This window comes from Bacteroides sp. An322 (assembly GCF_002161765.1).
GTDB lineage: Bacteria > Bacteroidota > Bacteroidia > Bacteroidales > Bacteroidaceae > Phocaeicola > Phocaeicola merdavium.
In genome coordinates this window covers 18,340-44,269 of the sequence record NZ_NFIN01000008.1, presented here as the reverse complement: position 1 = coordinate 44,269, position 25,930 = coordinate 18,340, and the positions used below count along the sequence as shown (strand labels likewise).

Annotated in this window: 21 protein-coding genes, 1 tRNA gene and 1 pseudogene; 13 read left to right on the top strand and 10 right to left on the bottom strand. The window is 43.9% G+C overall.

Annotation, left to right across the window (positions count from 1 at the left end; translation table 11 throughout):
• Window positions 1–20 precede the first annotated feature (20 nt).
• From B5F91_RS06240 to B5F91_RS06210, 7 genes are all read right to left on the bottom strand, one after another.
• Window positions 21–962: a substrate-binding domain-containing protein gene (locus B5F91_RS06240; protein ID WP_087428230.1), complete on the bottom strand. Its 942-nt coding sequence runs from the start codon at window positions 960–962 to the stop codon at window positions 21–23.
• 21 nt (window positions 963–983) lie between these two features.
• Window positions 984–1,799, bottom strand: coding sequence for an energy transducer TonB (locus B5F91_RS06235; RefSeq protein WP_087428229.1), 816 nt, complete (start codon window positions 1,797–1,799; stop codon window positions 984–986).
• Window positions 1,800–1,826: 27 nt separating this feature from the next.
• Entirely contained in the window at window positions 1,827–2,480 is a 654-nt protein-coding gene (locus tag B5F91_RS06230; protein WP_087428228.1) for a biopolymer transporter ExbD, read from the bottom strand.
• A gap of 19 nt (window positions 2,481–2,499) precedes the next feature.
• The gene (locus tag B5F91_RS06225) at window positions 2,500–3,105 is read right to left on the bottom strand and encodes a biopolymer transporter ExbD (RefSeq protein ID WP_087428227.1); all 606 of its coding nucleotides are present in this window, start codon (window positions 3,103–3,105) and stop codon (window positions 2,500–2,502) included.
• Window positions 3,106–3,171: 66 nt separating this feature from the next.
• A complete protein-coding gene (locus B5F91_RS06220; protein ID WP_087428226.1) occupies window positions 3,172–3,984 on the bottom strand; it encodes a MotA/TolQ/ExbB proton channel family protein in 813 nt (270 codons plus the stop codon).
• Window positions 3,985–4,277: 293 nt separating this feature from the next.
• Window positions 4,278–6,749 carry a bifunctional UDP-N-acetylmuramoyl-tripeptide:D-alanyl-D-alanine ligase/alanine racemase gene (locus B5F91_RS06215; RefSeq protein WP_087428225.1) on the bottom strand — a complete coding sequence of 824 codons (2,472 nt, stop codon included), beginning with the start codon at window positions 6,747–6,749 and terminating at the stop codon, window positions 4,278–4,280.
• Window positions 6,725–7,711: a GSCFA domain-containing protein gene (locus B5F91_RS06210; protein ID WP_087428224.1), complete on the bottom strand. Its 987-nt coding sequence runs from the start codon at window positions 7,709–7,711 to the stop codon at window positions 6,725–6,727. The genes B5F91_RS06215 and B5F91_RS06210 overlap by 25 nt, the downstream gene beginning before the upstream one ends.
• A 92-nt stretch (window positions 7,712–7,803) precedes the next feature.
• On the opposite strand from B5F91_RS06210, the gene dxs reads away from it, so the two are divergent.
• From dxs to B5F91_RS06145, 13 genes are all read left to right on the top strand, one after another.
• Window positions 7,804–9,711, top strand: coding sequence for a 1-deoxy-D-xylulose-5-phosphate synthase (dxs, locus tag B5F91_RS06205; RefSeq protein WP_087428223.1), 1,908 nt, complete (start codon window positions 7,804–7,806; stop codon window positions 9,709–9,711).
• Window positions 9,708–11,048 carry a Trk system potassium transporter TrkA gene (trkA, locus tag B5F91_RS06200; protein ID WP_087428222.1) on the top strand — a complete coding sequence of 447 codons (1,341 nt, stop codon included), beginning with the start codon at window positions 9,708–9,710 and terminating at the stop codon, window positions 11,046–11,048. Before dxs ends, trkA begins: the two co-directional genes overlap by 4 nt.
• A gap of 387 nt (window positions 11,049–11,435) precedes the next feature.
• Window positions 11,436–11,786 carry an NADH-quinone oxidoreductase subunit A gene (locus B5F91_RS06195; RefSeq protein WP_087428221.1) on the top strand — a complete coding sequence of 117 codons (351 nt, stop codon included), beginning with the start codon at window positions 11,436–11,438 and terminating at the stop codon, window positions 11,784–11,786.
• Window positions 11,777–12,400, top strand: coding sequence for an NADH-quinone oxidoreductase subunit B (locus B5F91_RS06190; protein WP_041583959.1), 624 nt, complete (start codon window positions 11,777–11,779; stop codon window positions 12,398–12,400). The genes B5F91_RS06195 and B5F91_RS06190 overlap by 10 nt, the downstream gene beginning before the upstream one ends.
• A complete protein-coding gene (locus B5F91_RS06185; RefSeq protein WP_087428220.1) occupies window positions 12,397–14,013 on the top strand; it encodes an NADH-quinone oxidoreductase subunit C in 1,617 nt (538 codons plus the stop codon). Before B5F91_RS06190 ends, B5F91_RS06185 begins: the two co-directional genes overlap by 4 nt.
• Before the next feature lie 38 nt (window positions 14,014–14,051).
• A complete protein-coding gene (nuoH, locus tag B5F91_RS06180) occupies window positions 14,052–15,152 on the top strand; it encodes an NADH-quinone oxidoreductase subunit NuoH (RefSeq protein ID WP_087428219.1) in 1,101 nt (366 codons plus the stop codon).
• A gap of 12 nt (window positions 15,153–15,164) precedes the next feature.
• Entirely contained in the window at window positions 15,165–15,632 is a 468-nt protein-coding gene (locus tag B5F91_RS06175) for a 4Fe-4S binding protein (RefSeq protein WP_087428218.1), read from the top strand.
• A 19-nt stretch (window positions 15,633–15,651) separates the two neighbouring features.
• A complete protein-coding gene (locus tag B5F91_RS06170) occupies window positions 15,652–16,170 on the top strand; it encodes an NADH-quinone oxidoreductase subunit J (RefSeq protein ID WP_087428284.1) in 519 nt (172 codons plus the stop codon).
• A gap of 16 nt (window positions 16,171–16,186) precedes the next feature.
• On the top strand, window positions 16,187–16,498 hold the full coding sequence (nuoK, locus tag B5F91_RS06165) for an NADH-quinone oxidoreductase subunit NuoK (protein ID WP_087428217.1): 312 nt from the start codon (window positions 16,187–16,189) through the stop codon (window positions 16,496–16,498).
• A gap of 19 nt (window positions 16,499–16,517) precedes the next feature.
• Entirely contained in the window at window positions 16,518–18,410 is a 1,893-nt protein-coding gene (gene nuoL, locus B5F91_RS06160; protein ID WP_087428216.1) for an NADH-quinone oxidoreductase subunit L, read from the top strand.
• A 77-nt stretch (window positions 18,411–18,487) separates the two neighbouring features.
• A complete protein-coding gene (locus B5F91_RS06155; protein WP_087428215.1) occupies window positions 18,488–19,969 on the top strand; it encodes an NADH-quinone oxidoreductase subunit M in 1,482 nt (493 codons plus the stop codon).
• Between the two features lie 10 nt (window positions 19,970–19,979).
• Window positions 19,980–21,401, top strand: coding sequence for an NADH-quinone oxidoreductase subunit N (locus B5F91_RS06150; RefSeq protein ID WP_204244665.1), 1,422 nt, complete (start codon window positions 19,980–19,982; stop codon window positions 21,399–21,401).
• Window positions 21,402–21,795: 394 nt separating this feature from the next.
• A tRNA-Pro gene (locus B5F91_RS06145) sits at window positions 21,796–21,868 on the top strand.
• A gap of 197 nt (window positions 21,869–22,065) precedes the next feature.
• On the opposite strand, the gene B5F91_RS06140 is transcribed toward B5F91_RS06145, so the two are convergent.
• The 3 genes and pseudogenes from B5F91_RS06140 to nrdG all read right to left on the bottom strand — a co-directional run bounded on the left by B5F91_RS06140 (window position 22,066) and on the right by nrdG (window position 25,885).
• Window positions 22,066–24,468 (bottom strand): outer membrane beta-barrel family protein, encoded by a 2,403-nt coding sequence (locus B5F91_RS06140; RefSeq protein WP_087428213.1) that lies wholly within the window; start codon window positions 24,466–24,468, stop codon window positions 22,066–22,068.
• Window positions 24,469–24,482: 14 nt separating this feature from the next.
• Window positions 24,483–24,614 (bottom strand): annotated as a pseudogene (locus B5F91_RS14890) (SDR family NAD-dependent epimerase/dehydratase); the annotation flags it as partial.
• Between the two features lie 794 nt (window positions 24,615–25,408).
• The gene (gene nrdG, locus B5F91_RS06135; RefSeq protein ID WP_087428212.1) at window positions 25,409–25,885 is read right to left on the bottom strand and encodes an anaerobic ribonucleoside-triphosphate reductase activating protein; all 477 of its coding nucleotides are present in this window, start codon (window positions 25,883–25,885) and stop codon (window positions 25,409–25,411) included.
• Between the last annotated feature and the right edge of the window lie 45 nt (window positions 25,886–25,930).

The following is a 25,930-nucleotide window of genomic DNA, read 5'->3' as shown; positions in this document are numbered from 1 at the left end:
AATCATATATTAATTCCTTATTAAAACTCATCTTTTACATTCACCAATCGAACAGGTTGCGTTGCCGGTACGATACCCGATTTCAGAATGATACGCTGCCCTCTTTCTCCGGTCAAAAACCTCATTAGACCAGTAGGCAAAGCTGTACGCGGATCGTTTATTAAAATAAAGACATCGTGAACCAATGGATATTCTCTCAAAGCAAGGTAAGCCTGATAAGGCTTATGACTGTTTCCTACCGTCGCATGTCCCGAATTGCTGACAGCCATTACCCGCACCGTCTCATTAAAAGAAAGACGGGTAGTATCTGACTTATTACCAATCCAGTTAGCACCAATAACCCCCAGCGCATTGGGAGTTTTAGACACATATTCGATAACCTCTTCATTCGATTTCAACGCTGTAAGAGAAGACGCTAATTGCTCACCCCTACAAATGGAATCGATAGCATAATGAATAGTCCCTGAATTAGGATTGTCGAATACAACACTCAGATCTCCTAAACGGGATTTAGGATTCAAATCTTTCCAACTTTTTATTTCCCCTGTCAAGATTCTACGGAATTGCCCTACTGTAATCAACGAATCCACATTCTCAGGATGCGTGATTAAAGCGATTCCGCTAATTGCCATCACAACAGATTCTGGAAAGAATTTGCGTGTATGAAAAGAAGCAAGTTCATCTTCACTCAACTGACGGTTCGCAACCACCAAACGTACACTGTCTTGCAAAAACAATTTAATGGCATCTACCTCACTACAATAAATAGGAGTGACTTCTGCTTCAGGAAACATTGCCCGGTACACTTGCAACTCTTCTTCCATAATCGGCTTCAGAGATTCATCTACCGCAATTGTTATCGACCCTGAATACCACGTCTGCCCATCACCCTTTGTTGCTTTATTGTTGCAAGAAACCAACAGCAAGAGAAGACAAATACATGCGACTAAACTTCTTTTCATACACGCATTCCTTATAATAAATTACTGCAATCTAAATACAACCGGTAAAGTGTAATATACAGGCACGTTACGTCCGTTTTGCTTACCCGGAATCCATTGAGGCATAGATTCTACTACGCGAACAGCTTCCTTATCGCAATACGGGTCCAAAGAACGCAATACCTGAACATCTTCTACTTTACCCGAAGCAGATACAACAAATCGCAAGATTACACGTCCTTGAATACCGTTTTCCTGAGCAATAGCCGGATAACGCAAGTTCTTGGAAATGTACTTCATCAATTCTTGTACACCACCTGGATATTGAGGCATCTGTTCTACCATCGTATACGGCTCTTCTTTTTCTTCGGGAGCCTGAGTAATCACTTCTTGGAGGTCAGCGATATCAGCACCTTCCAACTCGTTATTACCTTTTACATCGGCGATAGAAATCTGCACTTTAGATTCAGTCAATTCATCCTGACTCTTCAATTCATCTTCGTCTGCCACTTCTTCGTCTTTCTTAATGACCGGAGCGGTAAACTTGATAGTACTCTTCAATTGAGGAGGAGGAGCAATTTGTTCAACCGGTTTCACCAGTTCTTCTTGTTTTACTTCCGGTTCTTCCAATTGAGAGAGTTGGGTTACTTCTGTCATAACCTCTTCTTTCTCCGGAATAGCCATCTTAATCAAACGCGGAAGAGAGAAACCGACAGCAGCGACCACAATTACAATAATGATAGCAGCCAACTGACGTCTACCAAAATCACGACGCATCTTATATGCGCCATACGCTTTATTCTTATCTTTGAAAATGAGTTCACACCATTCCAAAGAAATCAAATCTATTTTTGCCATATTTTTCTTTTTTAGGTGTTACACATTTCAACTTACTGCATTACTACTCAATTGACCCTTTGATTTGTAGTTATCAATCAAGAATTGGTCGCCTTCTGTAATATCGACAATTACATACTTACCGATACTGCAAATCTGCATTTCATCCAATGCGTCAATCAGATTTTTGTAAGTAGATTTGTCTGTCGCCTTAATAATCACCGTCGGTGTATTCTTTGCGCCCTTAATCTCAGAAACTTGTTCCTTATATTCGTCTTCTGTGATTTCCAGATTAGCTTTCTTGACTTTCAGTTCTTCCACCTTTTTTACAGCATCATAGTTCTTGCGGAGCAATACTTTACGGATACCGTCGGCAGTATAGCTGGTTTCTTTCAAAGAAGTATAATCTTCATAATTGGGCTCTCCTTCGTAATAATAAATCTTATTATCCGCATCAAGCAACAGCGTAATAGCTTGTGAAGCCTTTACTTTGTTTTGCTGATCTTCGGTAATATTTTCATCATTGGTAGGCATACTGATTTCCATCGTTTGAGGCTTGCTCAAAGAGGTACACAGCATAAAGAAGGTGATCAGAAGCATGTTCATATCCACCATCGGCGTAAAGTCGACGCGGACAGCCATTTTCTTCTGCTTCGAGCCTTTTCCTTTTTTGCCTCCACCATTATCTTGTATTTCAGCCATATTTTAACTTCTCCTTTTTTTATTCGTCAGACATTTTTTTCAATGAAGTAATCAGATTGTATCTGTTTTCCTTCAAGTCCTGAAGTGAACTCATCACGTTCTTGATGACAGAATAAGGAGTGCTTTGATCGGCCTTGATAGCAATACGCAAGTCACGGTTTGTCATGCGTGCGTTACGTATCCAAGACTTGAACTGATTGTCCACACTGTCACAAGGGATTCCGTAATCCTTCAATATCTTGTCCTGCTCTTCGCCAGGAAGTGCAAGGAACTGCTTCATGTTCTTCATCGGCACGCCGAATGTCTGGAATACAGAGAACTTCTTAATTTCCTCAGGAGTGAAGGTCAGACCATATTCCTCTCCTACGGCTTGCAATGTAGCTGCCATATCCTGTTGCTTGTCAAGACTCATGAAAATCTTGCCACTCGGCTCGACAAGAATCTGCAGAATGTTCGTTTCCGGAATCTTGATTTCCGAAACCGAACCCGGAGTAACGACCTGTACCGGCTCTTTCTTAATGAAGTTACCTGTCAACATAAAGAAAGTAAGCAGCAACACGGTCACGTCACTCATGGCAGTCATGTCGATAAACATGGACTTCTTTTTAATTTGAACTTTACCCATAATTAACTATTTAAAAATTAGTTATACGATTTCGTTTACACGAGAGACTACCGTCAGTCCCTTCGATTATTTATGGGTAGCGTTGAATGTCTGTACGATAGAGAAGCCTACTTCGTCAAGGCTGTAAGTCAATTTATCAATCTTGTTAGTAAAGTAGTTATAAGAAATAACTGCCAACGCACCAGTCAAGATACCGAATGCTGTGTTGATCAAGGCTTCAGAAATACCGGTTGACAATGCAACTGAGTCAGTACCACCACCAGCAGACAAAGCGGCAAATGAACGGATCATACCGATAACGGTACCGAGCAATCCCATCAATGTACCCAGTGTAGTAATAGTACCGATAATCGGCAAGTTCTGTTGCAACATCGGCATTTCCAATGCAGTAGCTTCTTCCAATGATTTTTGGATAGCCAATACTTTCTGGTCTTTGTCCAATTCAGTGTTAGCTTCCATTTCACGATAAGTCTGCAAAGTTGCACCTACAACGTTTGCTACAGAACCACGTTGCTTATCGCACAATGCTTGAGCAGCCTGCATATCGTTCTTTGCCAAAGCGTCTTTGATTTGAGCTACGAATTTAACCAATTTACCACGACCGAAAGCAGCACGGATAGTGAAATAACGTTCAACGCTCAATGCGATTACAGTCAACAGCAAAGTCTGGATAACCGGAACGACTACACCACCTTTGTAGATAGTACCCAACATGTTACCCGGCAGCGGGTGGTTGTTCGGGTCATTGTTCATAAAGTTCGAAGGATCTCCCAACACGAACTTATAAATACACAACGCAACGATAAAGCATGCGATAATAACTAAACCAGCAGCTTCAATTCCCTTAAATCCTTGTTTTTGTTTTTTAGTAGTTTCCATAAAATTACTTGTTTAATATTAATTTAGAAATTTAATTGAATGTCAGTTCTATTCATCTATCCGTGACAAACGTCGTATCCTCCCCTCTAGTTAGCGTTAACAAAGTATTGGATAGCCACGCAGCCCCAAACGTCATTTACAGCTACAAAGAAAAAAGAAATTCATGACATATCAAAATCAAAAGCCGTTATTTTGACCTATTTTTTAAATTTTATTTGAATATCCGCTTCTTTTATTACATTCTTGCTTTAAAAAGTCTCCTTATTCTGCTGAAAAACATATTCACAAAAGCCTTAATCTTGAAAATACACACGCTTAACACGGTTTGAAACGCTTGTCAAAATCTCATAGGGTATCGTATCAAGTATATCTGCCAGTACTGTCACAGGCAAATCATCACCGAAAACAATGACCTTATCCCCTTCTTTGCAATCGATATCCGTCACATCAATCATACATACATCCATACAAATATTGCCTACATAAGGAGCCTTTTGCCCATTGACTAGACAATAAGCATTTCCATTTCCCAAATGCCGATTCAACCCATCAGCATATCCGATTGGGATTGTAGCTATACGCGAGTCACGGTACACCACTCCTCTTCGACTATATCCGACGGTTTCATCAGCCGAGATTTCATGAATTTGCAAAATCGTAGTCTTAAGCGTACTTACATTATGTAATATATGATTTGTAAACGGATCAATCCCATATAAACCGATACCTAACCGTACCATATCGAATTGTGCCTCTGGATAACGTTCAATACCTGCTGTGTTGCATATATGACGCAATATCTTATACTCAAACCCAGCCTGCAGTTCAGCAGCTGCAGCTTCAAATGTTTCAATTTGCTTTTGGGTAAACGCATCGAAACGAGCAGAGTCACTCCCCACTAAATGCGAGAAAACGGAACGCGGAATAACGGCGGATTGACAATGCAGCCGTTCAACAAGGCGTTTTATGTCTTTATGCGGATCAAAACCTAACCGGTGCATCCCCGTATCCACCTTAATATGAATAGGGAAATTGGATACACCTTCACGCTCTGCCGCTTTAATCATATCTTCCAATATCTGAAATCCATAAATATTCGGTTCCAGCCGATAGGCAAACATCGTCTTAAAAGCCGTTATTTCAGGATTCATAATAACAATCGGACACGTAATACCCGCTTTGCGCAAATCTGCCCCTTCATCTGCCACCGCCACCGCCAAATAATCAACTCGGTGTTCCTCTAATGTCTTTGCCACTTCAAAAGGACCTGCGCCATACGCCGATGCCTTAACCATACACATCAGTTTGGTCTCCGGATTCAATTTGTTTCGATAATAATTCAGGTTATCTACCAATGCATTTAAATTGATTTCCAAAATCGTTTCATGGACCTTCAATTCTAAAAAATCCGAAATCACATCAAAATGGAAAGCACGTGCACCTTTAACCAATACAATATCGTTACGTAGAGTAGCAAGTACACCAGACTTCATTAATTCTTCCGTAGTTAAGAAGAATTCTTTCTCTTTCACTTCAAATCGAGAAGAAGACGCCGAAATTTCTTCGCCTACTCCGATTAAACGGTCCACCCCTCGGCTATGCACAAGCTCTGCTACTTGTTGATAAAGCAATTTGCCCGGCTGTCCTGTTTCCAGAATATCAGACAATATCAAAGTGCGCCGACGTGCCTTATCCTCAGAACGTCTTGCCATAAAATCAAGCGCAATATCCAACGACGCAAAATCAGAATTATAGCTATCATTAATCAGCACACACCCGTTTTTCCCCTCTTTCACTTCCAGCCGCATAGCTACCGGTTCCAAATGAGCCATCCGCTCGGCTATTTTCTCGGGAGAAACCATCAGATACAGAGCTACAGCCAAACAATGCAACGAATTTTCAATCGAAGCATCATCAATATAAGGGATACGGTATTCTTTAAAGAAACCTAAATAACGGTACTTGATGGTAGTGCCCGTATCATCTTTTTCAATTTTCTCAATAAAAAGCGGTCGTTCGGGATCTTTCATAGACCAAGCGATTTCGCGGGCAGTAAACAACGATTTAGCCACACAACTACTTATCAATTCATTATCGCCATTATAAACAATCACGTCACAATCCTTAAACAAAAGGAGTTTTTCCATGCATTTATCCTGCAATGACGCAAAGTTTTCTTGGTGTGCCCCTCCGATATTCGTCAATACTCCAATCGTAGGATAAATAATCGGCACCAACGTTTCCATTTCTCCCATCTCTGAAATGCCAGCTTCAAAAATACCCAACTCTGTATGTTCGTCCATCATCCAAACAGATAGAGGAACACCGATTTGCGAATTATAACTACGTGGAGAACGGGTGATTTTCCTATCCGGGCTCAACAACTGATAAAGCCATTCCTTTACCACCGTTTTGCCATTACTTCCGGTTATGCCGACTACAGGCACTTGATACCGCTCCCGATGCTTGCTTGCCAAGCGTTGCAACGCTTTCAGTACATTCCCAACTACCAGAAAATTCACATCCGTATAGTTTTTCATCTGCTCAGGCACCTCCGTAACTACAAAATTATACACACCTCTGGCATATAATTCTGGAATATATTTATGACCGTCATTGCGTTTAGTCTTCAAAGCAAAAAACAGTGTTTCTTCGGGGAAACACAATGAACGGCTATCAGTCAAAATCCAAGCAATAGACGCTTGCCGTTCTCCCATACGGGTCGCTCCAATAATAGAAACTATTTCTTCAATCGAGTTTGACATAATCTTATTTCGTTTTGGACGTCTAAGTACGTGAATTTTTCTTTTAGCTCTTCTATGTTTAACAGTATTTGACTTAAAAAACGCTGATATTGCTCCGATTGAGCATCAAACGGACGATGTTCCAAACCTTTTTTTATCTTTTCCCACTCTTTCAGGATACTTTTTGTCGAAGGAGAAAAGAAAGTCTTGCCCAAACATTCCCATATATAATCTATAGCAATCGAAGAAGGATGCAACATATCATCGGCATAAAAACGATAGTCACGCAATTCATCCAACATAATTTCGTATGAAGGGAAATAAACACAAGAAGGAAATTGCTCAACCAAGCACTGGGCAGCAAGCAACAAAACCGCTTTGCTTACTTGATTTCCATGCATTCCATCCTTTATATGACGAATCGGACTCACGGTAAACAAACAATGTAACCGAGGATTCAAGGAAAGTAAAGTTTCAATCAACGAACGATACTCCCCTACAATTTCCTCTACCTTTAATATACGACGGGTAAAAAGCCGTTCCGGCAATTTATGGCAATTCCCTACAATTTCTCCGGTTTCTTTCCATTCATACACCCAAGAAGTTCCCCAAGTGAAAATAATCCATTGCGCTTGCGCAAGCGTTTCTTCTGCCTTTTGCAAACGTCTGTTTATCTTCTCCAAACAATATTCCACATTGTCTGATGAAAAACTACTATGATGCATCAAACTATACCAAACTCCTTGCTCATGCCTCAAATCAGATTCAACATACCGTTTATGACACACCACTTGCCCCAATGCTTTCGCTATCGACAAAGGATTGTATAATACCCCAAAAGGATTTATATCGCACCGGAATTTATTGTCGGCGAACTGTTTCCCTACATTTTCCGCAAAACAAGAGCCCCACAACATCAATACATCCGAATGATTTATGAAAGGCACTCCTACAGGCAAATCAACTTTCGTTCTGAACTCCATAAACAGACTACATTCGTTATTTTTAGTGCAAATGTAACATAATATATATATTTGTTGTACTTTTGTACCGTTAATTGTTGAAATAAACCCAGATGAAACAGACTACGTCTTACGCATTGTTGAATAAAATAGATAGCCCAAAGGATTTGCGCCAGCTTCCTCCCGAATCTTTACCAGAAGTCTGCAAAGAACTTCGGGAAATGATTATTGATGAACTCTCACGCAATCCCGGACATTTCGGGTCAAGCTTGGGAGTCATTGAATTAACGGTTGCTCTACATTATATATATAATACACCTTACGACCGTATTGTATGGGATGTAGGGCATCAAGCGTACGGACATAAAATATTGACCGGACGCAGAGACCGTTTCTGCACAAATCGCAAGCTGAACGGACTACGTCCTTTTCCTTCTCCAGAAGAAAGCGAATATGATACATTTACCTGCGGACATGCGTCCAATTCCATTTCAGCAGCATTAGGAATGGCAGTTGCCGCCGCCCAAAAAGGAGAAAACGACCGCCACGTTGTAGCTGTTATCGGTGACGGTTCCATGAGCGGAGGTCTAGCTTTTGAAGGTTTAAACAATGTATCTTCCACTTCTAACAATTTATTAATCATCCTGAATGACAACAACATGGCTATCGACCGAAGTGTAGGAGGCATGAAACAATATTTGCTCAACCTGCATACATCGGAAGGATACAATCATTTGCGATACATCATTTCCCAAAAATTGTATAAAATGGGAATCCTGACCGAAGAACGCCGCAAAAGCCTGTTGCGTTTTAACAATAGCTTAAAATCGGTCCTGACCCAACAACAAAATATCTTTGAAGGAATGAATATCCGATACTTCGGACCCGTAAACGGACACGATGTATCCGCACTAGCCAAAGTATTAAAAGAAATAAAGGATATGAAAGGTCCTAAACTGCTACATATCCATACTATAAAAGGGAAAGGATATAAACCTGCAGAAAAAGAAGCGACCATTTGGCATGCTCCAGGCATGTTCAATAAAGAAACCGGAGAACGTATCATAAAAGACACGACCGGTATACCGCCTTTATTTCAAGAAGTATTCGGATATACTCTATTGGAATTGGCTGAGCAAAACAATAAAATTATTGGAGTAACGCCTGCCATGCCTACCGGATGCTCCATGAATATTTTAATGAAAGCTATGCCAAACCGAACTTTCGATGTGGGCATAGCTGAAGGACATGCCATAACTTTTTCGGGGGGAATGGCTAAAGAAGGTCTATTGCCGTTCTGCAATATTTACTCTTCTTTCATGCAGCGGGCTTATGACAACCTCATACATGATGTAGCTATTCAGAAACTGAACTTCGTATTATGTCTAGACCGTGCTGGATTAGTAGGCGAAGACGGTCCGACTCATCATGGCGTATTTGACATGGCTTACCTCCGCCCTATCCCCAATCTGATCATTGCATCCCCTTACGACGAGCACGAGCTACGTCGTCTAATGTACACAGCTCAACTTCCTAACCAAGGTCCGTTTGTTATCCGGTACCCCAAAGGCAGAGGCACACAAGTAAACTGGAAATGCCCTTTAGAACCGATTGAAATAGGAAAAGGAAGAAAACTAAAAGCTGGCACTGACCTGGCGGTAATCACAATCGGACCTATTGGAAACGATGCGGCGAAAGCCATTGAAGAAGCCGAGAAACAAACCGGAAAAAACATTGCCCACTACGACCTACGATTCCTAAAACCTCTTGATGAAAGCATGTTACACGAAATAGGAAAAAATTTCCAGCACATCGTCACAATAGAAGATGGAGTGCTAAAAGGAGGCATGGGAAGTGCTATTTTAGAGTTTATGTCAGACAATAACTATATGCCTACGGTAAAACGGCTCGGCATACCCGACCAATTCATTCAACATGGACCTGTAGAAGACTTACGGGCTATTTGCAACATAGATAGAACAAGTATTTATAACACACTCATTCATATTCTGAACTCATGAAAATTATCATTGCAGGAGCAGGAGCTGTTGGTACACATTTAGCCAAATTGTTAGCCAACGAAAAACAAGATATCATCTTAATGGATGAAGATGAAGAAAGATTAGGAAAGTTAGGGAATAATTTCGACTTAATGACGGTCAACATTTCCCCAACCTCTATTTCGGGGCTTAAAGAAGCTGGAACTGCCAATGCCGACTTATTCATTGCAGTCACCCCTAACGAAAGTCAAAATATGACAGCTTGTATGCTTGCCTCTGGACTAGGTGCAAAGAAAACAGTGGCTAGAATAGACAATTATGAATACCTACTCCCCAAATATCAGGAATTTTTTGCCAAACGGGGCGTTCACTCCCTCATTTATCCTGAAATGTTGGCAGCCAAAGACATTGTTGATGCTGTAAAAATGAGTTGGATACGCCAATGGTGGGAATTTGCTGGAGGGGCTTTGGTCTTATTAGGGACCAAAATGCGTGAAACGGCAGAAATATTAAACATTCCTTTATATGAATTAGGCGGGCGGAACATTCCATTCCATATTGTAGCCATTAAGCGTGGAAATGAAACCATTATCCCTCGAGGTGATGATTCCATCCTGCTGAATGATATTGTTTATTTCACTACAACAAAAAAATACATCCCCTATATCCGTAAAATTTCAGGCAAAGAAAACTATGCCGATGTACGGAACGTTATGATTATGGGAGGAAGCCGTATTGCGGTACGTACGGTACAATATATGCCTGAATACATGCGTACAAAAATCATCGAAAGCGATTTCAACCGTTGCAACCGCCTAACGGAATTGGTAGATGACAAAGTTATGATCATCAACGGAGACGGACGTGATTTAGACTTATTAACTGAAGAAGGAATCCAAAACACAGAAGCTTTCGTTGCATTAACCGGAAGCTCTGAGACCAATATTCTGGCATGTCTTGCTGCAAAACGATTAGGAGTCAGCAAAACCGTAGCTGAAGTCGAAAATATAGATTACATCAGTATGGCAGAAAGCATGGATATCGGCTGTGTCATCAATAAAAAATTCATCGCAGCAAGCCATATCTACCAAATGATGCTAGACGCAGATGTATCCAATGTAAAATGCCTGACCTTTGCCAATGCAGATGTAGCCGAATTTACCGTCAAGGCTGGCGCACGTATCACCCGCACCCAAGTTAAAGACGCCGGACTACCTAAAGGTGCGACAATCGGAGGGTTAATACGTAATGGCGAAGGTATCCTCGTTACAGGTAATACAACCATTCAAGAAAATGACCATGTTGTAGTATTCTGCTTGAATATGATGATCAAAAAATTAGAAAAATTCTTTAACTGATCCGCTCAAATACATAATAATAAATATATGTAAAAATTCAACATCTCACCACAATGCCTCTAAAACTAAATATCAGCTAGTAATGAGCATTATCAAGAAGTTTACCCAACTGTATTCTCACTGATAATGCTCATTTACTAATTTTCATACTATTATTCTTAAAATCTTTTATTTTTTATCGCATCGTGCACCCTGCTTATTAAAAATAAATATGTATCTTTGTCCCGTTTTCAGAACTGGCAGCAATGAAAAAACGGACAAGCCTCATGCTAATACCTATTTTTCCTCTTATCCTATCTATGATAAGAGCCAGGTTGTTATATACCTTCTCGCCAATGTTTTCTGATAACGCAAGAATAGATATATCACTAAATATCAATTATATATATGTTTTTCACGTTTTTAGTTGTTGCTATCTTAACAGCTGTTGTGCTGGTGGTAGCGGCACTGACCATTTCAAAACTAATCGCGCCACGCTCGTTTAACCCTCAGAAGGGCGAGCCGTATGAGTGCGGTATCCCGACGCGCGGACAGTCGTGGGTGCAGTTTAAGGCAGGCTATTACCTGTTTGCCATTCTGTTCCTGATGTTCGACATCGAGACCGTATTCTTATTCCCGTGGGCGAATGTTGTGAATGAAGTCGGTGCGTATGCATTAGTGTGTGTGTCATTCTTCTTGTTAGTATTAATCTTAGGCCTGGCTTACGCTTGGCGGAAAGGAGCGTTGGAATGGAAATGAAAAAGCCGAAAATCCGCTCAATGAAGTACGACGAGTTCAAGAACAACGATTACTTGGAACGCCTCGTACAGCAAGTGAATCAAGACGGAGCAGGTGTCATTCTGACCACTTTCGACGAGCTGATTAACTGGGGACGAAGCAATTCCGTATGGGGGCTTCTGTTGGGAACCAGCTGCTGTGCCATCGAATTTATGGCATTAGGCGCAGCCCGTTACGACATGGCGCGCTTCGGATTCGAAGTAACGCGTAACTCTCCCCGTCAGGCTGACGTATTGGTGGTTATGGGAACCATTACCTACCGTACCGCACCGGTTATGAAACGTCTGTACGATCAGATGGCTGAACCGAAGTACGTTGTGGCAGTAGGCGGATGTACCATTTCTGGAGGTCCGTTCATCAAATCCTACAATGTGGTCAACGGTATCGACAAGGTAATCCCCGTTGATGTCTACATCCCCGGTTGTCCTCCGCGTCCCGAAGCTTTCTATTACGGATTGATGCAATTGCAGCGTAAAATGAAAGTAGAACGTTATTTGGGCGGCGTTAACCGTAGCCACGCTCATGACGAAGGGACAGAAAACGAGACCGAAAAGGCGAAAGGAGGTGAACAATGAAACGTGAAGACGTACTGAAAATACAAGGAGCTGAAGTGTGTCCGGGAAATGCCGGAGTAATCAAATTGCCACTCAGCGAGTTCCGTAAAGTAATGGAAGGTTTGCGCAACGATCCGCAAAGCCCGATGGACTTCCTGCGTGAAATCGTAGGTATGGACTGGGGTGAAGAAGGATTGGGAGCTGTTTACTTCTTAGAATCAACCAAGACTGGCGACACCATCGCTGTACGGACAGCAACTACAGACCGCGAACGGCCTGTATTGCCCACAGTGAGCGACTTGTGGAAAACCGCTCTTATCAAAGAACGCGAAGCATACGACTTCTTCGGTATCCTCTTCGAAGGACATCCCGACATGCGCCGCCTCTTCTTGCGTGAAGACTGGATTGGCTGGCCACTCCGTAAAGATTACGACATGAAGTCGAATCCGCTGCGTATGGACAACGAAATCAATGCGGACATTACCAAAGAATACCGCTTGCTGCCCGACGGCACCCTGCAAGGCTTCGACAACAAGGTATTCGATGACAACGACTTCGTAGTAAGCATGGGTCCTCAACACCCGTCTACCCACGGTGCGTTACGTATGCGCATCGCCCTCGACGGTGAATTTGTTAAGAAGGTTGACCCGATTTTGGGCTATATCCACCGCGGTATCGAGAAAATGAACGAAAGCCTGACTTATCCGCAGACTCTGGGCATGACCGACCGTCTGGATTACCTGAGCGCACACCAGAGCCGCCATGCGCTGTGTACGTGTATCGAACAGGCTGCAGGTATCGAAATATCCGACCGCGCGAAATACATCCGTACCATCATGGACGAGTTGCAACGTATTGACTCGCACTTGCTGTTCTATTCTTGCTTGGTATTGGATATGGGTGCCATGACACCGTTCTTCTACGGGTTCCGCGAAAGAGAAATGGTACTCAACATCTTCGAAGAGACTACCGGCGGACGCCTTATCCAACATTACAATGTCATTGGCGGTGTGCAAGACGATATCCATCCTACTTTCTGCCAGAAAGTGAAAGAATTCATCAAGCACCTGCGCAGCGTCATCAAGGATTACCACGACATCTTCACCGGCAACGTCATTGCCGAAACCCGTATGAAAGGCGTAGGAATCTTGTCGAAAGAAGACGCCATTTCACTGGGATGTACCGGAGGCACAGGACGTGCTACCGGTTGGGCAAACGATGTGCGCAAGCGTCATCCATACGGATTGTATGACAAGGTGGATTTCCGTCAAATCACTTACAACGAATGCGATACGTTCGCCCGCTACATGGTTCGTATGGACGAAATCATGGAATCATGCCGCATCATCGAACAGCTTATCGACAACATTCCGGAAGGCGAATTCCGCGTAAAGACCAAGCCTATCATCAAATTGCCTGAAGGCATCTGGACCTCAGCGGTTGAATCAAGCCGTGGCGAGTTCGGCGTTATGATTGAAAGCCACGGAGACAAGACTCCTTACCGTATGCACTTCCGCTCTACCGGCTTGCCATTAGTACAAGCCATGGACACGATGTGCCGCGGTTGGAAATTTGCCGACTTGATTGCTATCGGTGCTTCGGCTGACTTTGTGATTCCGGATATCGACCGGTAAAAAAGAAGAAACAACGTTCAAAATTAAGTATTACAAATATGAACCAAGCATTTTTAGATTATTATAACCTGCAACCGCTTTGGGAACTGATTCACTCCGCCTTGTGCAGCGTGATGCCCGAAGGACTTGCCATTTTCTTGGAATGTGTCGTTGTAGGCGTTATCATTATGGTATTGTATGCCGTGCTTGCCATCATCCTTATTTATATGGAACGTAAGGTCTGTGCGGCTTTCCAGTGCCGTATCGGTCCGAACCGTGTAGGAGGCAAGGGCGGATTACTGCAAGTGCCTGCCGACGTTATCAAGATTTTGATTAAGGAAGTCTTCAAGCTGAAGAATGCCGACCAGTTCTTGTACGCTCTGGCACCGTTCTTAGTCATCTTAGCTTCTATCCTGACTTTCTCCTGCCTGCCTTGGCACAACGGCGGGGAAATCCTGCACATGAACATCGGTATTCTTTTTGTGTTAGCTGCCTCTTCCATCGGCATTTTGGGTATTCTGCTTGCCGGATGGAGTAGTAACAGCAAATATACCTTAATCGGTGCCGTACGAAGCGGTGCGATGCTCATCAGCTACGAAATCTCTATCGGTATTACCGTACTGACTATGGTAATGTTGAGCGGAACGATGGACATCCACGAAATCGTGATGGGACAAGCCAACGGCTGGAACATCTTCAAGGGACACATCGTTGCCATTGTGGCATTCATCATCTACCTGATTGCCGGAAATGCCGAAGCCAACCGCGGTCCGTTCGACTTGGCTGAAGCCGAACAAGAATTGACAGCCGGTTACCATACCGAATATTCGGGTATGCACTTCGGATTCTTCTATTTGGCAGAATACCTGAACTTGTTCATCACAGCCGGAATCGCCACTACCCTCTTCTTGGGAGGCTGGATGCCGCTGCACATTGCGGGGCTTGACGGTTTCAATGCTGTAATGGACTACATTCCGGGCATCGTCTGGTTCTTGGGCAAGACCTTCTTCGTGGTATTCCTGCTGATGTGGATTCGCTGGACATATCCCCGTCTGCGTATCGACCAGGTACTGACCTTGGAATGGAAATACATCATGCCGCTGTCACTGGTAGTATTGCTGGTAATGGCAGTTTGCAAAGTTTATGGACTCGTTTTTTAATCTAATATAACAATGGAAAGTTTCAGCGACTATATAAAAGGGTATGCTTCAGGACTGAAAAGCCTGCTGGTAGGTCTGCGTACTTCAATGAAAGTATTCTTGGAACCGAAAGTGACCGAACAGTATCCTGAAAACCGCCATACCACGCTACACGTCCCCGAACGCCATCGCGCACGGTTGACCATGATTCACGATGAAGAGAATCATCACCACTGCATCGCGTGCGGGCTGTGTCAGATGAATTGTCCGAACGGCACCATTAAGCTCACCACCGAAATGCGTGAAGATGCCGACGGGAAAAAGAAAAAAGTATTGGTCAAGTATGAGTACAATTTGGGCTCGTGCATGTTCTGCAACCTGTGCGTAAACGCTTGCCCGCACAACGCCATCGAATTCTGCAACGACTTCGAGAACGCGGTGTTCAAGAAAGACAAACTCGTCCTGACCCTTAACCACGAAGGTTCAACCCTCGCTAAATAATCAATAGGACATGGAAATAATGGAACTATTATCATTTCAGAATATCGTATTCTACGTAGTAGCTGCAGCCATTGCGCTCTGCTCTGTACTTGCCGTAACAACGGGCAAGCTTCTGCGTGCGGCTACCTACTTGCTGTTTGTCCTTTTCGGAACTGCGGCTGTCTTCTTCATGCTTGGCTATACCTTTTTGGGTGCAGTCCAGCTGATGGTTTACGCCGGAGGTATCATCGTCTTGTATGTGTTCTCCATCGCCTTGACCCGTTCGGACAAAGACATGAGATACAAAGTCAGCAAAGCCAAACTCTTCAGCGTGCTTGCCACTACTGTAGTGGGAGCTGCGTTGGTTCTGCTTCTGCTGTTCACTAACGGATTTGCCCTCAACGCCATCCCGCTGGGCGAAGAACTTCCTTCACGCGAGGTAGGCTTGGCACTCATCGGAACTGAGAAATATCAATTTGTATTGCCTTTCGAGGTTGTCAGCGTATTGCTGTTAGCATGTATGATCGGTGGTATCCTGATTGCACGGAAGGAAAAATAACTGGAGGATTAGATTTATGGAAATACATGTAATACATTACCTGGTTATCAGTACCATCATGATGTTTTGTGGAATTTACGGATTCTTTACCCGCAAAAACCTGCTGGCACTGCTCATTTCCGTTGAGCTCATGCTGAACGCAACGAACATTAACTTTGCCGTATTCAACCGTTATCTTTTCCCGGGACAACTGGAAGGACACTTCTTCACTTTGTTCGGCATTGCCATCGCCGCAGCCGAAACTGCTGTAGCGATTGCCATTATTATTAATGTGTACCGCAATGTGAAACAAATCCTTACCGATGACATCACCGACCTGAAAGGATAACTAAAACATTTTATCGATTATGGAATATACAATTCTGATACTCGCGCTACCCGTTCTGAGCTTCCTGATATTGGGGCTGGCGGGCATGTACATGAAACATCGCGTGGCAGGGCTCATCGGTACACTGTCGTTAACGGGAGTGACCTTCCTGAGCTACCTCACTGCTTACGAATACTTCACAGCCCCGCGCACGGCTGAAGGAGTTTTCGAAACGTTGATGCCTTGGAACTTCCAATGGCTGCCGTTCAACACCTCGCTGCACATCGACATGGGAATCTTGCTCGACCCGATTTCCGTTATGATGTTGGTAGTTATCTCTACCGTCAGCCTGATGGTGCACATTTATTCATTCGGCTACATGAAAGGTGAAGTCGGCTTCCAACGCTACTATGCGTTCCTGTCGCTCTTCTCGTTCTCTATGTTAGGGCTGGTGCTCGCCACCAACATCTTCCAGATGTATGTATTCTGGGAATTGGTGGGTGTGTCTTCTTACTTACTCATCGGCTTCTACTACACAAAACCCGAAGCCATTGCAGCCAGCAAGAAAGCATTCATCGTTACCCGCTTCGCCGATTTGGGCTTCCTCATCGGTATCTTGATTTACGGTTTCTATATGGGAACCTTTACGTTCACTCCCGAACAAGAACAACTGATGAAATGCGGCATGTTGTTGCCGTTGGCACTTGGCCTGATGTTCATCGGTGGTGCCGGTAAGAGTGCCATGTTCCCGCTGCACATCTGGTTGCCCGATGCAATGGAAGGCCCGACTCCTGTCAGTGCCCTCATCCATGCCGCAACCATGGTCGTTGCTGGTGTGTATTTGGTAGCCCGCATGTTCCCGTTGTTCATCGGCTATGCGCCTGAAACCCTGCATTTGGTAGCTTACGTAGGCGCGTTCACCGCTTTCTATGCGGCATCTGTAGCGTGTGCGCAGAGCGACATCAAGCGTGTGCTTGCCTTCTCTACCATTTCTCAGATTGGTTTCATGATGGTAGCTTTGGGCGTTTGCACCACTGCCGACCCGCACGAAGGCGGACTGGGCTATATGGCTGGTATGTTCCACTTGTTCACCCACGCTATGTTCAAGGCATTGTTGTTCCTCGGTGCCGGATGTATTATCCACGCCGTTCATAGCAACGAAATGTCTACCATGGGCGGTCTGCGCAAGTACATGCCTATCACCCACATCACCTTCCTCATTGCCTGTCTGGCGATTGCAGGTATTCCTCCGTTCTCCGGTTTCTTCTCGAAAGACGAAATCCTGACAGCCTGCTTCCAGTTCAGTCCGGTTATGGGATGGATTATGACCATCATTGCCGGTATGACCGCATTCTACATGTTCCGTCTGTACTACGGCATCTTCTGGGGAACTGAAAACAAAGAATTGCACAAGCATCACACACCGCACGAAAGTCCGTTGTCAATGACTTTCCCGCTGATGGTATTGGCAGCCATTACCATTGTCTGCGGTTGGATTCTCCCGTTCGGACACTTCATTTCGGCTAACGGACATGCTTACGACATCCACCTGAACACCCAAGTGGCTGTTACCAGCATCGTAGTAGCCCTGATTGCCATTGCTTTGGCAACCTGGATGTATGCACGCGACAAACAACCCGTTGCTGACATGTTGGCAAAACGCTTCGCAACCCTGCACCGTGCGGCTTACAAGCGTTTCTACATGGACGAAATCTGGTTGTTCGTAACCCATAAGATTATCTTCCGTTGCATCTCTACCCCGTTGGCTTGGTTCGACCGTCATGTCATCGACCAGTTCATGAACTTCATGGCATGGAGCACCAACGCTTCCGGAGAAGCTGCACAACCCATCCAGAATGGTAAAATCCAGAGCTACACCATGTGGTTCTTGGGCGGTATCATTGTGCTGTCAATTATACTTTTGCTCAATTAATAGGGATAACGAACGCTATGTCAAATGTCATAAAATCGCTATTAACTATTAATTGTTAACTATTAATTGAATACAAAATGAATATATTAAGTCTTTTCGTATTAGTTCCTCTGCTGATGTTGCTCGGCTTGTGGATTGCCCGCAACCTGAATCAGGTAAGAGGAGTGATGGTAGCAGGCTCCAGCGTCTTGCTGGTTCTTGCCGCATACCTCACCGTTTCTTATATCGGACTCCGCAACGGAGGCGCTACCGAAGAAATGCTTTTCACTGACAGCATCGTTTGGTATGCCCCGCTGCACATTGCTTACTCGGTAGGAGTCGACGGCATCTCTGTCGTCATGCTGCTGCTGAGTGCTATTATCGTGTTCACCGGAACGTTCGCTTCCTGGAAGCTGAAACCGCTCACCAAGGAATACTTTATGTGGTTCACCCTGCTAAGTACCGGTGTATTCGGATTCTTTATTTCTACCGACTTGTTCACCATGTTTATGTTCTACGAGGTGGCTTTGATTCCGATGTACCTCCTTATCGGTGTATGGGGAAGCGGCAGAAAAGAATATTCTGCCATGAAGCTGACCCTGATGTTGATGGGTGGCTCGGCATTCCTGCTCATCGGTATCTTGGGTATCTTCTACGGTGCCGGAGCCGAAACCATGAACGTGCTTGAAATCGCGAAACTGAAAATCCCGACCGAATACCAGCAAATCTTCTTCCCGATGGCTTTCTTGGGATTCGGCGTATTGGGTGCTTTGTTCCCCTTCCACACATGGAGCCCCGACGGTCACGCTTCGGCGCCTACTGCCGTATCTATGCTTCATGCCGGCGTATTGATGAAATTAGGAGGTTACGGATGCTTCCGTGTTGCAATGTATCTGATGCCTACCGGTGCCGCTATCTGGGGCGACTTCTTCTTGGTGTTGACTACTATCTCAGTCGTTTACGGAGCATTCAGCGCCGTAGTTCAGACCGACTTGAAATACATCAACGCCTACTCGTCAGTAAGCCACTGCGGACTGGTGCTCTTCGCTTTGCTGATGATGACACGTGTCAGCTCTACCGGTGCTATCCTGCAAATGTTGAGCCACGGTTTGATGACCGCCCTCTTCTTTGCCCTCATCGGTATGATTTACGGACGTACCCACACCCGTGACATCCGCCAATTGAGCGGCTTGATGAAAATCATGCCTTTCTTGGCAGTAGGTTATGTGATTGCCGGTCTTGCCAACCTCGGATTACCGGGCTTGAGTGGATTCATCGCCGAAATGACCGTATTCGTCGGCTCATTCGAACATACCGATGTATTCCACCGTGCTTGCACCATCATCGCTACCACCAGTATCGTAATTACCGCGGTCTACATCCTGCGTGTTGTCGGAAAGATATTGTATGGCACTTGCCAGAACCCCGAACACCTGAAACTGACCGACGCTACTTGGGACGAACGCCTCGCCGTTATCTGCCTCATCGCAGCCGTAGCCGGACTGGGTCTTGCTCCTTGGTGGGTCAGCGATGTTATCAATGCCAGTGTAGAACCTATTATTTCACAACTCATACATTAATCAAGACATTATGGATATAAGTGCAATATTCTCTACCATGCAAGCAGAAATCAGTTTGGCTGTCATCCTGATTATCATGTTGCTTGCCGACTTGATCCTGAAACAGCCCAACCACAAGGCGTTGCAGGGTCTGGCATGCGGGTTGTTAGTTGTGCAAATCGCGTTGAACATCGTTCCGGTGACGGGCGAAGCTTTTGGCGGTATGTTTGTCAACACCTCCATGTCGTCTATTGTCAAGACGGTGCTCACAGCCGGAACCCTGTTAGTTTTCATGCAGGCAGATTCGTGGATTAACCGTGAAGACAGCCGCCACAAGGCAGGCGAGTTCTACGTGCTCACCCTCTCTACCCTGTTGGGTATGTATTATATGGTAAGCGCGGGCAGCTTCCTCCTCTTCTATGTAGGCTTGGAACTTGCCAGCATCCCCTTGGCTTGTTTGGTTGCCTTCGACAAATACCGCCGTCAAAGCGCGGAAGCCGGAACGAAGTTCATTCTGAACGCCATGTTCTCTTCTGCCCTGATGCTCTACGGCTTGTCGCTCATCTACGGCACATGCGGAACCATGTACTTTGCCGATATGACTGCGATGCTTACCGGAACTCCCTTGCAAATCTTAGCAATGGTGCTCTTCTTTGCCGGCTTGGGCTTCAAGCTGAGCTTGGTTCCCTTCCACATGTGGACTCCCGATACCTACCAAGGCGCGCCCACTTCCATCACAGCTTATCTGTCTGTTATCTCAAAAGGTGCGGCAGCTTTCGCTTTGATGAGCATTTTGGTTAAAGCTTTTGGTCCGATGATAGAAAACTGGAGCCTGCTGATAGCTATCGTTACCGTAGTGACCATCACGCTTGCCAACATCATGGCAATCCTGCAACACGACCTGAAACGATTCATGGCTTACAGTAGTATCTCGCAAGCCGGCTACATCATGTTGGCTGTATTGGGAGCCGACGGACAAGGCATGGCATCGTTGGTATATTACGTCATTGTCTACATCGTTGCCAACCTCGCTGTATTCGGTGTCATCACCACTGTAGAGCAGCATAACAACGGACGTGTGGACCGCGAAGCTTACAACGGTTTCTACAAAACCAACCCGCACCTGAGCTTCATCATGACGCTGGCACTCTTCTCGTTGGGAGGTATTCCGCCGTTTGCCGGTTTCTTCTCGAAGTTCTTCGTGTTCGCTTCAGCGTTCCATGCAGGCCATTGGTTAGTAGTATTCTTGGCGTTGGTGAATACCATCATCTCACTCTACTACTACTTGCTGATTGTAAAAGCCATGTACATCACGCCGAACGACAACCCGCTACCTACGTTCCGCAGTTCAGGCATGACCCGTGCTTGCCTGGTCATCTGCCTGTTAGGCATCGTTCTGCTTGGTATTTGCAGTAACGTATTCAATACGCTAAGCAATGTAGCGTTATTGTAACCCTATAAGTTCAATACAAAGACACAACGATATAGAATGCTATTTTTCTGTACGTTGTGTCTTTTGTTTTATTTATTTATTTCAAAAGAAGCCAAAGAACGCAGTGTTTATTTACAACACGACAAAAGTAAATCTAAAAGCACTTTAATCAAAATGCGTTCGGAACCATTCAAAATCTGTTCGGAATTTGTTTCATTTCATCCTTATATGAATATCTGCATTCACTAATGCAAAAATGTGGTACGTTCCACTGTAGCTTATAGATATTGGGTAGTTTGAGAATATTTTTGAAGAATATTTTGAGAAGATTCTAAAAAAATCAAGAGAATATTTTGCACATATCAAAAAAAGCACTACCTTTGCACCCGTTATCGAAAGACAACCGAAACAGAATCGGAATGTAGCGCAGTTGGTAGCGCACTACGTTCGGGACGTAGGGGTCGGGCGTTCGAGTCGCCTCATTCCGACAGAAAACCTAACCACTTAGTGGTTAGGTTTTCTTTATTTATGCATATAAACCCACACAAGCAACGGAGCAGTCGAAAAAGACTGTTTTGCCATTGAGTGCCTTAACTTCCAAAGACTCAATAAAAGCTTGAATTTCTTTTTCTTTCATCTGTTTTTGATTTTAAAGTTAATAATTATTACAATCGGCATTAAACCATCATTTCACTGGTCTTGAGGTCCTTGATTTTACTTCTGCATTCGAACGGTCGATTACCGTCTTGGTCCGGCTGTTACCGAAAGTCACAGAAAACGAAGCATACGCCAGCCAATATTGTTTCATAAATGTATGATAACTATAGCCGGGCTGTTCATAATAGACATCCTTATCGTTCTTACGGAAAAACTTTCGAAGTCCGACGCTCAAATTGGAATGCCTAAACCGCTTCATCAGCATAAAGTCAACCATGTGACGGTCGGGCTGGAAGTTCGAATCACTCATGGCATGCGAACTATAACCGTAACCCGCTATAAAAGTCCATTGATGCTTCATCAACGCCATAGCCCGAAAATCTGTTCCCCACGAAAAAGAATCCTGTATCCTGTCCATATAAGAAAGGGCATTCTTGAATCTCACGAAATTACCCTCAACACTGTATGACAAGTTCAAACGGTTATGAAACAGTGTCTTGTCAATATCAAGCCCCCAGTTCACCAAACAACTACTGCCGCGGTTGACGGGCATCGTGCGGATGAATCCCTCTCCATCCGGAAGCGTCAGGAAAGCCTGGTTATCCCTCCAGCAGTCGACAGAAGCGTTCAATGAATAGTCCTTGAAAAAAGTGTAATTGATACCTGTACTATACACACGGGCAGATTTCAATTCTGGATTACCCTGACGATATGATGTGGCAGACAGATAGGTACGGAAAGGGTTCAAGTCAAAATAATTCGGACGGAAAACCATCGACATGAGATTCAACGAAAGGGCATGGTTTTCATTCGGGTCATACGCAAGGCGGAAAGCGGGCAACACGTTCACTTCATTCCGAGAAAAACTTTCACCTGTCATTTCCTGCTCCCCTTCCGCCCCGTAAAAATGCACCGCGAGTTCCACCGACATATCTAAATGGTTACTCCATGAATGATGCAAAGAGGCGTTAGCGGATAACGTACGGTCATCTAAATAAAAACGGTTGCTCTGCCCGAAGACATTCACATAACCACCGTCCTCCAAGGATTCATACACATAATCATACCGGGTTCCGGAAGCGTAATAAGATAATCCTGAGACCAGCCGCGTACCAGGATTGAACACCTTAATATAACGCAGCCATACGCCATACGTGTCTATACAAGTCTTGACCTTTTGCAGATTATCCGTACGGTCCGCATTACCTCCGACATCCGTCCTATCATACACATGATGCGTATAGGCATTCGGACGAGTCATCCGATAATCGGCATCAGCATAAAACATGCTCCCTTTATCGTCTATTCTAAATGTATAGTTTAAATTGCCGCTCAGATAACTGAACTTGTCCGGGGTGTACACATTGCTTGCCGAACGGTAAGAAGAATCGACCTGAACAGAACCGTAACCGGAATATGTAGAAAGGATGAGACTCTCGTCATCCTGCCGATAGCCTCCGGCAGATGCCTGTACCCCCACAGTATGCCGCTTGCTCGCCTCATAATCAAAATTAAAATAGCCGGAGAAATTCTGACTTCTATTATTCATATCAGATTCTTCCAACATCCGCCTTCCGGTATCTTCATACCGGTAATCAACCTTCTTTTCAAATTTAAAATGAGAATTACCCACATTAATTCCCGAAGTAATGAATGCCTTATTCCGGGTATAACTAACACTGAACGTCCCCCCCTGACTGTTCCCACCATATTGGGTGTCATTCAATGACAAATTGCATTGGATACCTTCGTCTTCCCTTTTTTTCAAAATCAAATTAATGACTCCATCAGTCCCATTCACCTTATACTCTCCCATCGGATTTGCAACCACCTCGATACGTTCCACATTTTCCACATGTATATTCTTCAGGTAAACATCCATCGGGATATGAACAGGTTTGCCATTAACCAAAAGCACAGCATTTTTACCAGTCTCCCTTAACGTGACCTCTCCACTAAACATGGGTACATTCAGTACAGGGATAAACTTCATGAATGTATACATGTCACTGCCTTGTGCATGAGGCGAATTGCCCAGCTTGTCTATTAATACCTTATTCCCGCTGCGCACCATCCGGGGTTTCCCATCGGCGGTAACAGTCACTTCGTCCAACGAGATATATTCCAAGGTGATGTGTAGCGGGTTTCCCATACACGAATCTACGTCCAGCGCACAGGTATAAGGCTTATAACCGAACGAAGCTACATCTAAAAGGAAATGCCGCGGCACATCCGCCAGAACGAACACGCCTGTAGTATCAGTCTGCGTGGAATAAATCACCTCACGGGTATCGGGGCACATCACGGTCACGACCGCTTCCGAAATGCCGCAACACTCCATATCACGCACGTATCCCTCCAGCAGGGTCTGAGCCGGAAGGGAAAAAGCTACCGTGAAAAAACAGCATAAAAAAGTAAGGAATGTCTTCATTGTCAAGATCAGGTTTAGTAATTCTTAAAATAAGCAATCGTCTTTTTCAAACCCTCTTCAAGGGAAATACGAGGACTCCATCCGTCCAATCGGCTACAAGCCAACGTAATGTCCGGCTTGCGGCGATGCGGATCATCTACAGGCATTAGCACAGATACTGCCGGTATACGAATCATGTTATTCATTCTATTAGATTTAAAATTAATTTTTCTCTTATTTTACGAATATACACATTTTCATTGACAAAAGCAAGAGAAAACGCTTTTTTAACACAACAAATCTCTTTCTCATCTAAAATAGATAACAAATTTTGGGTCAGTAGATTTTAGAATATGAAACTGAACACCCTAAAAAACAAAAAAGCGATAGTTCTCTTTTCTAACCACCGCTCACTTCTAAAAGAACCCCCATTAATAGGGTTCTTGCATCTCATTTTCATCTACTTTTGTTATCCTTCTTTCTTTTTTACCTCAAAGCAATCACTAATTCCTATTAAACATTTAATTCCTGAAAACTCATCTTTTTATTTACTAATACCTAAAAACAAAAACATCTTTTAAACCTTAAACCTAATACCTCTTTACTTGCTTTGAATCTTTATTACCTTTTTCAAATTTAAGTCTAATACCTTTAGTTTCTGTATAGTGTCTAATACCTATTGTGCTTATCTTTGTACTATTGGTTTCACAACCACGATGCAAAGATATGGCTTTTTTCATTACCCGCAATAGGCAATCGGGAATTATTATAAAAAATGCTATTTTTCTTGATGTAAATCATTTCATAACCTTCAACATATACCTAAAAAAGGTACTTCACATGTATAAATAGCCACTCCGTGCACGGTAACGGTATTCTTTTTCATGCAAATAGTCATTTATAGCCTCTTCAACGTACTTGTTTAAAACGCAACTCTAATGAAGCGTTTTTAAGCGAAATGTTAAAGAACTAATCCTTCTTTTAGTTTTAAAATACGCTGATTACTGCTTCCACGGAATTCCAAACGTGGAGAGTAAAGTGATTGTTCAAACCGTCCGTCGACCAAAACATCCATGTAGGCAAGAATGGGACGGCGTAACGGGTCGGTAAGTAATTCTTCGTAAGTATATCCGGTATAACACCAAATATTCAGTCCGGTTTGTTCACGAAACTTTCGGATAACAGGTAAGAAGTCTTTGGGGGAAAAGAACGGATCACCTCCAGAGAAAGTGATTCCGTCTAATAGAGGATTGGCATTGATTTGGGATATGATTCTGTCAATAACCTCATCGGTCAAAGGAGAGCCGGCTAAGGGATTCCACGATTCAGGATTGTGGCATCCTTTGCATCGATGGTTGCACCCGGCAAGGTAAATAGAAAACCGGATGCCTTCGCCATCTACAATGGTTTCGGGATATGTATATAGATAATGGAGCACAGACTTTGAGAGTTAATAGTTAATAATTAATAGTTAATAGTGGCG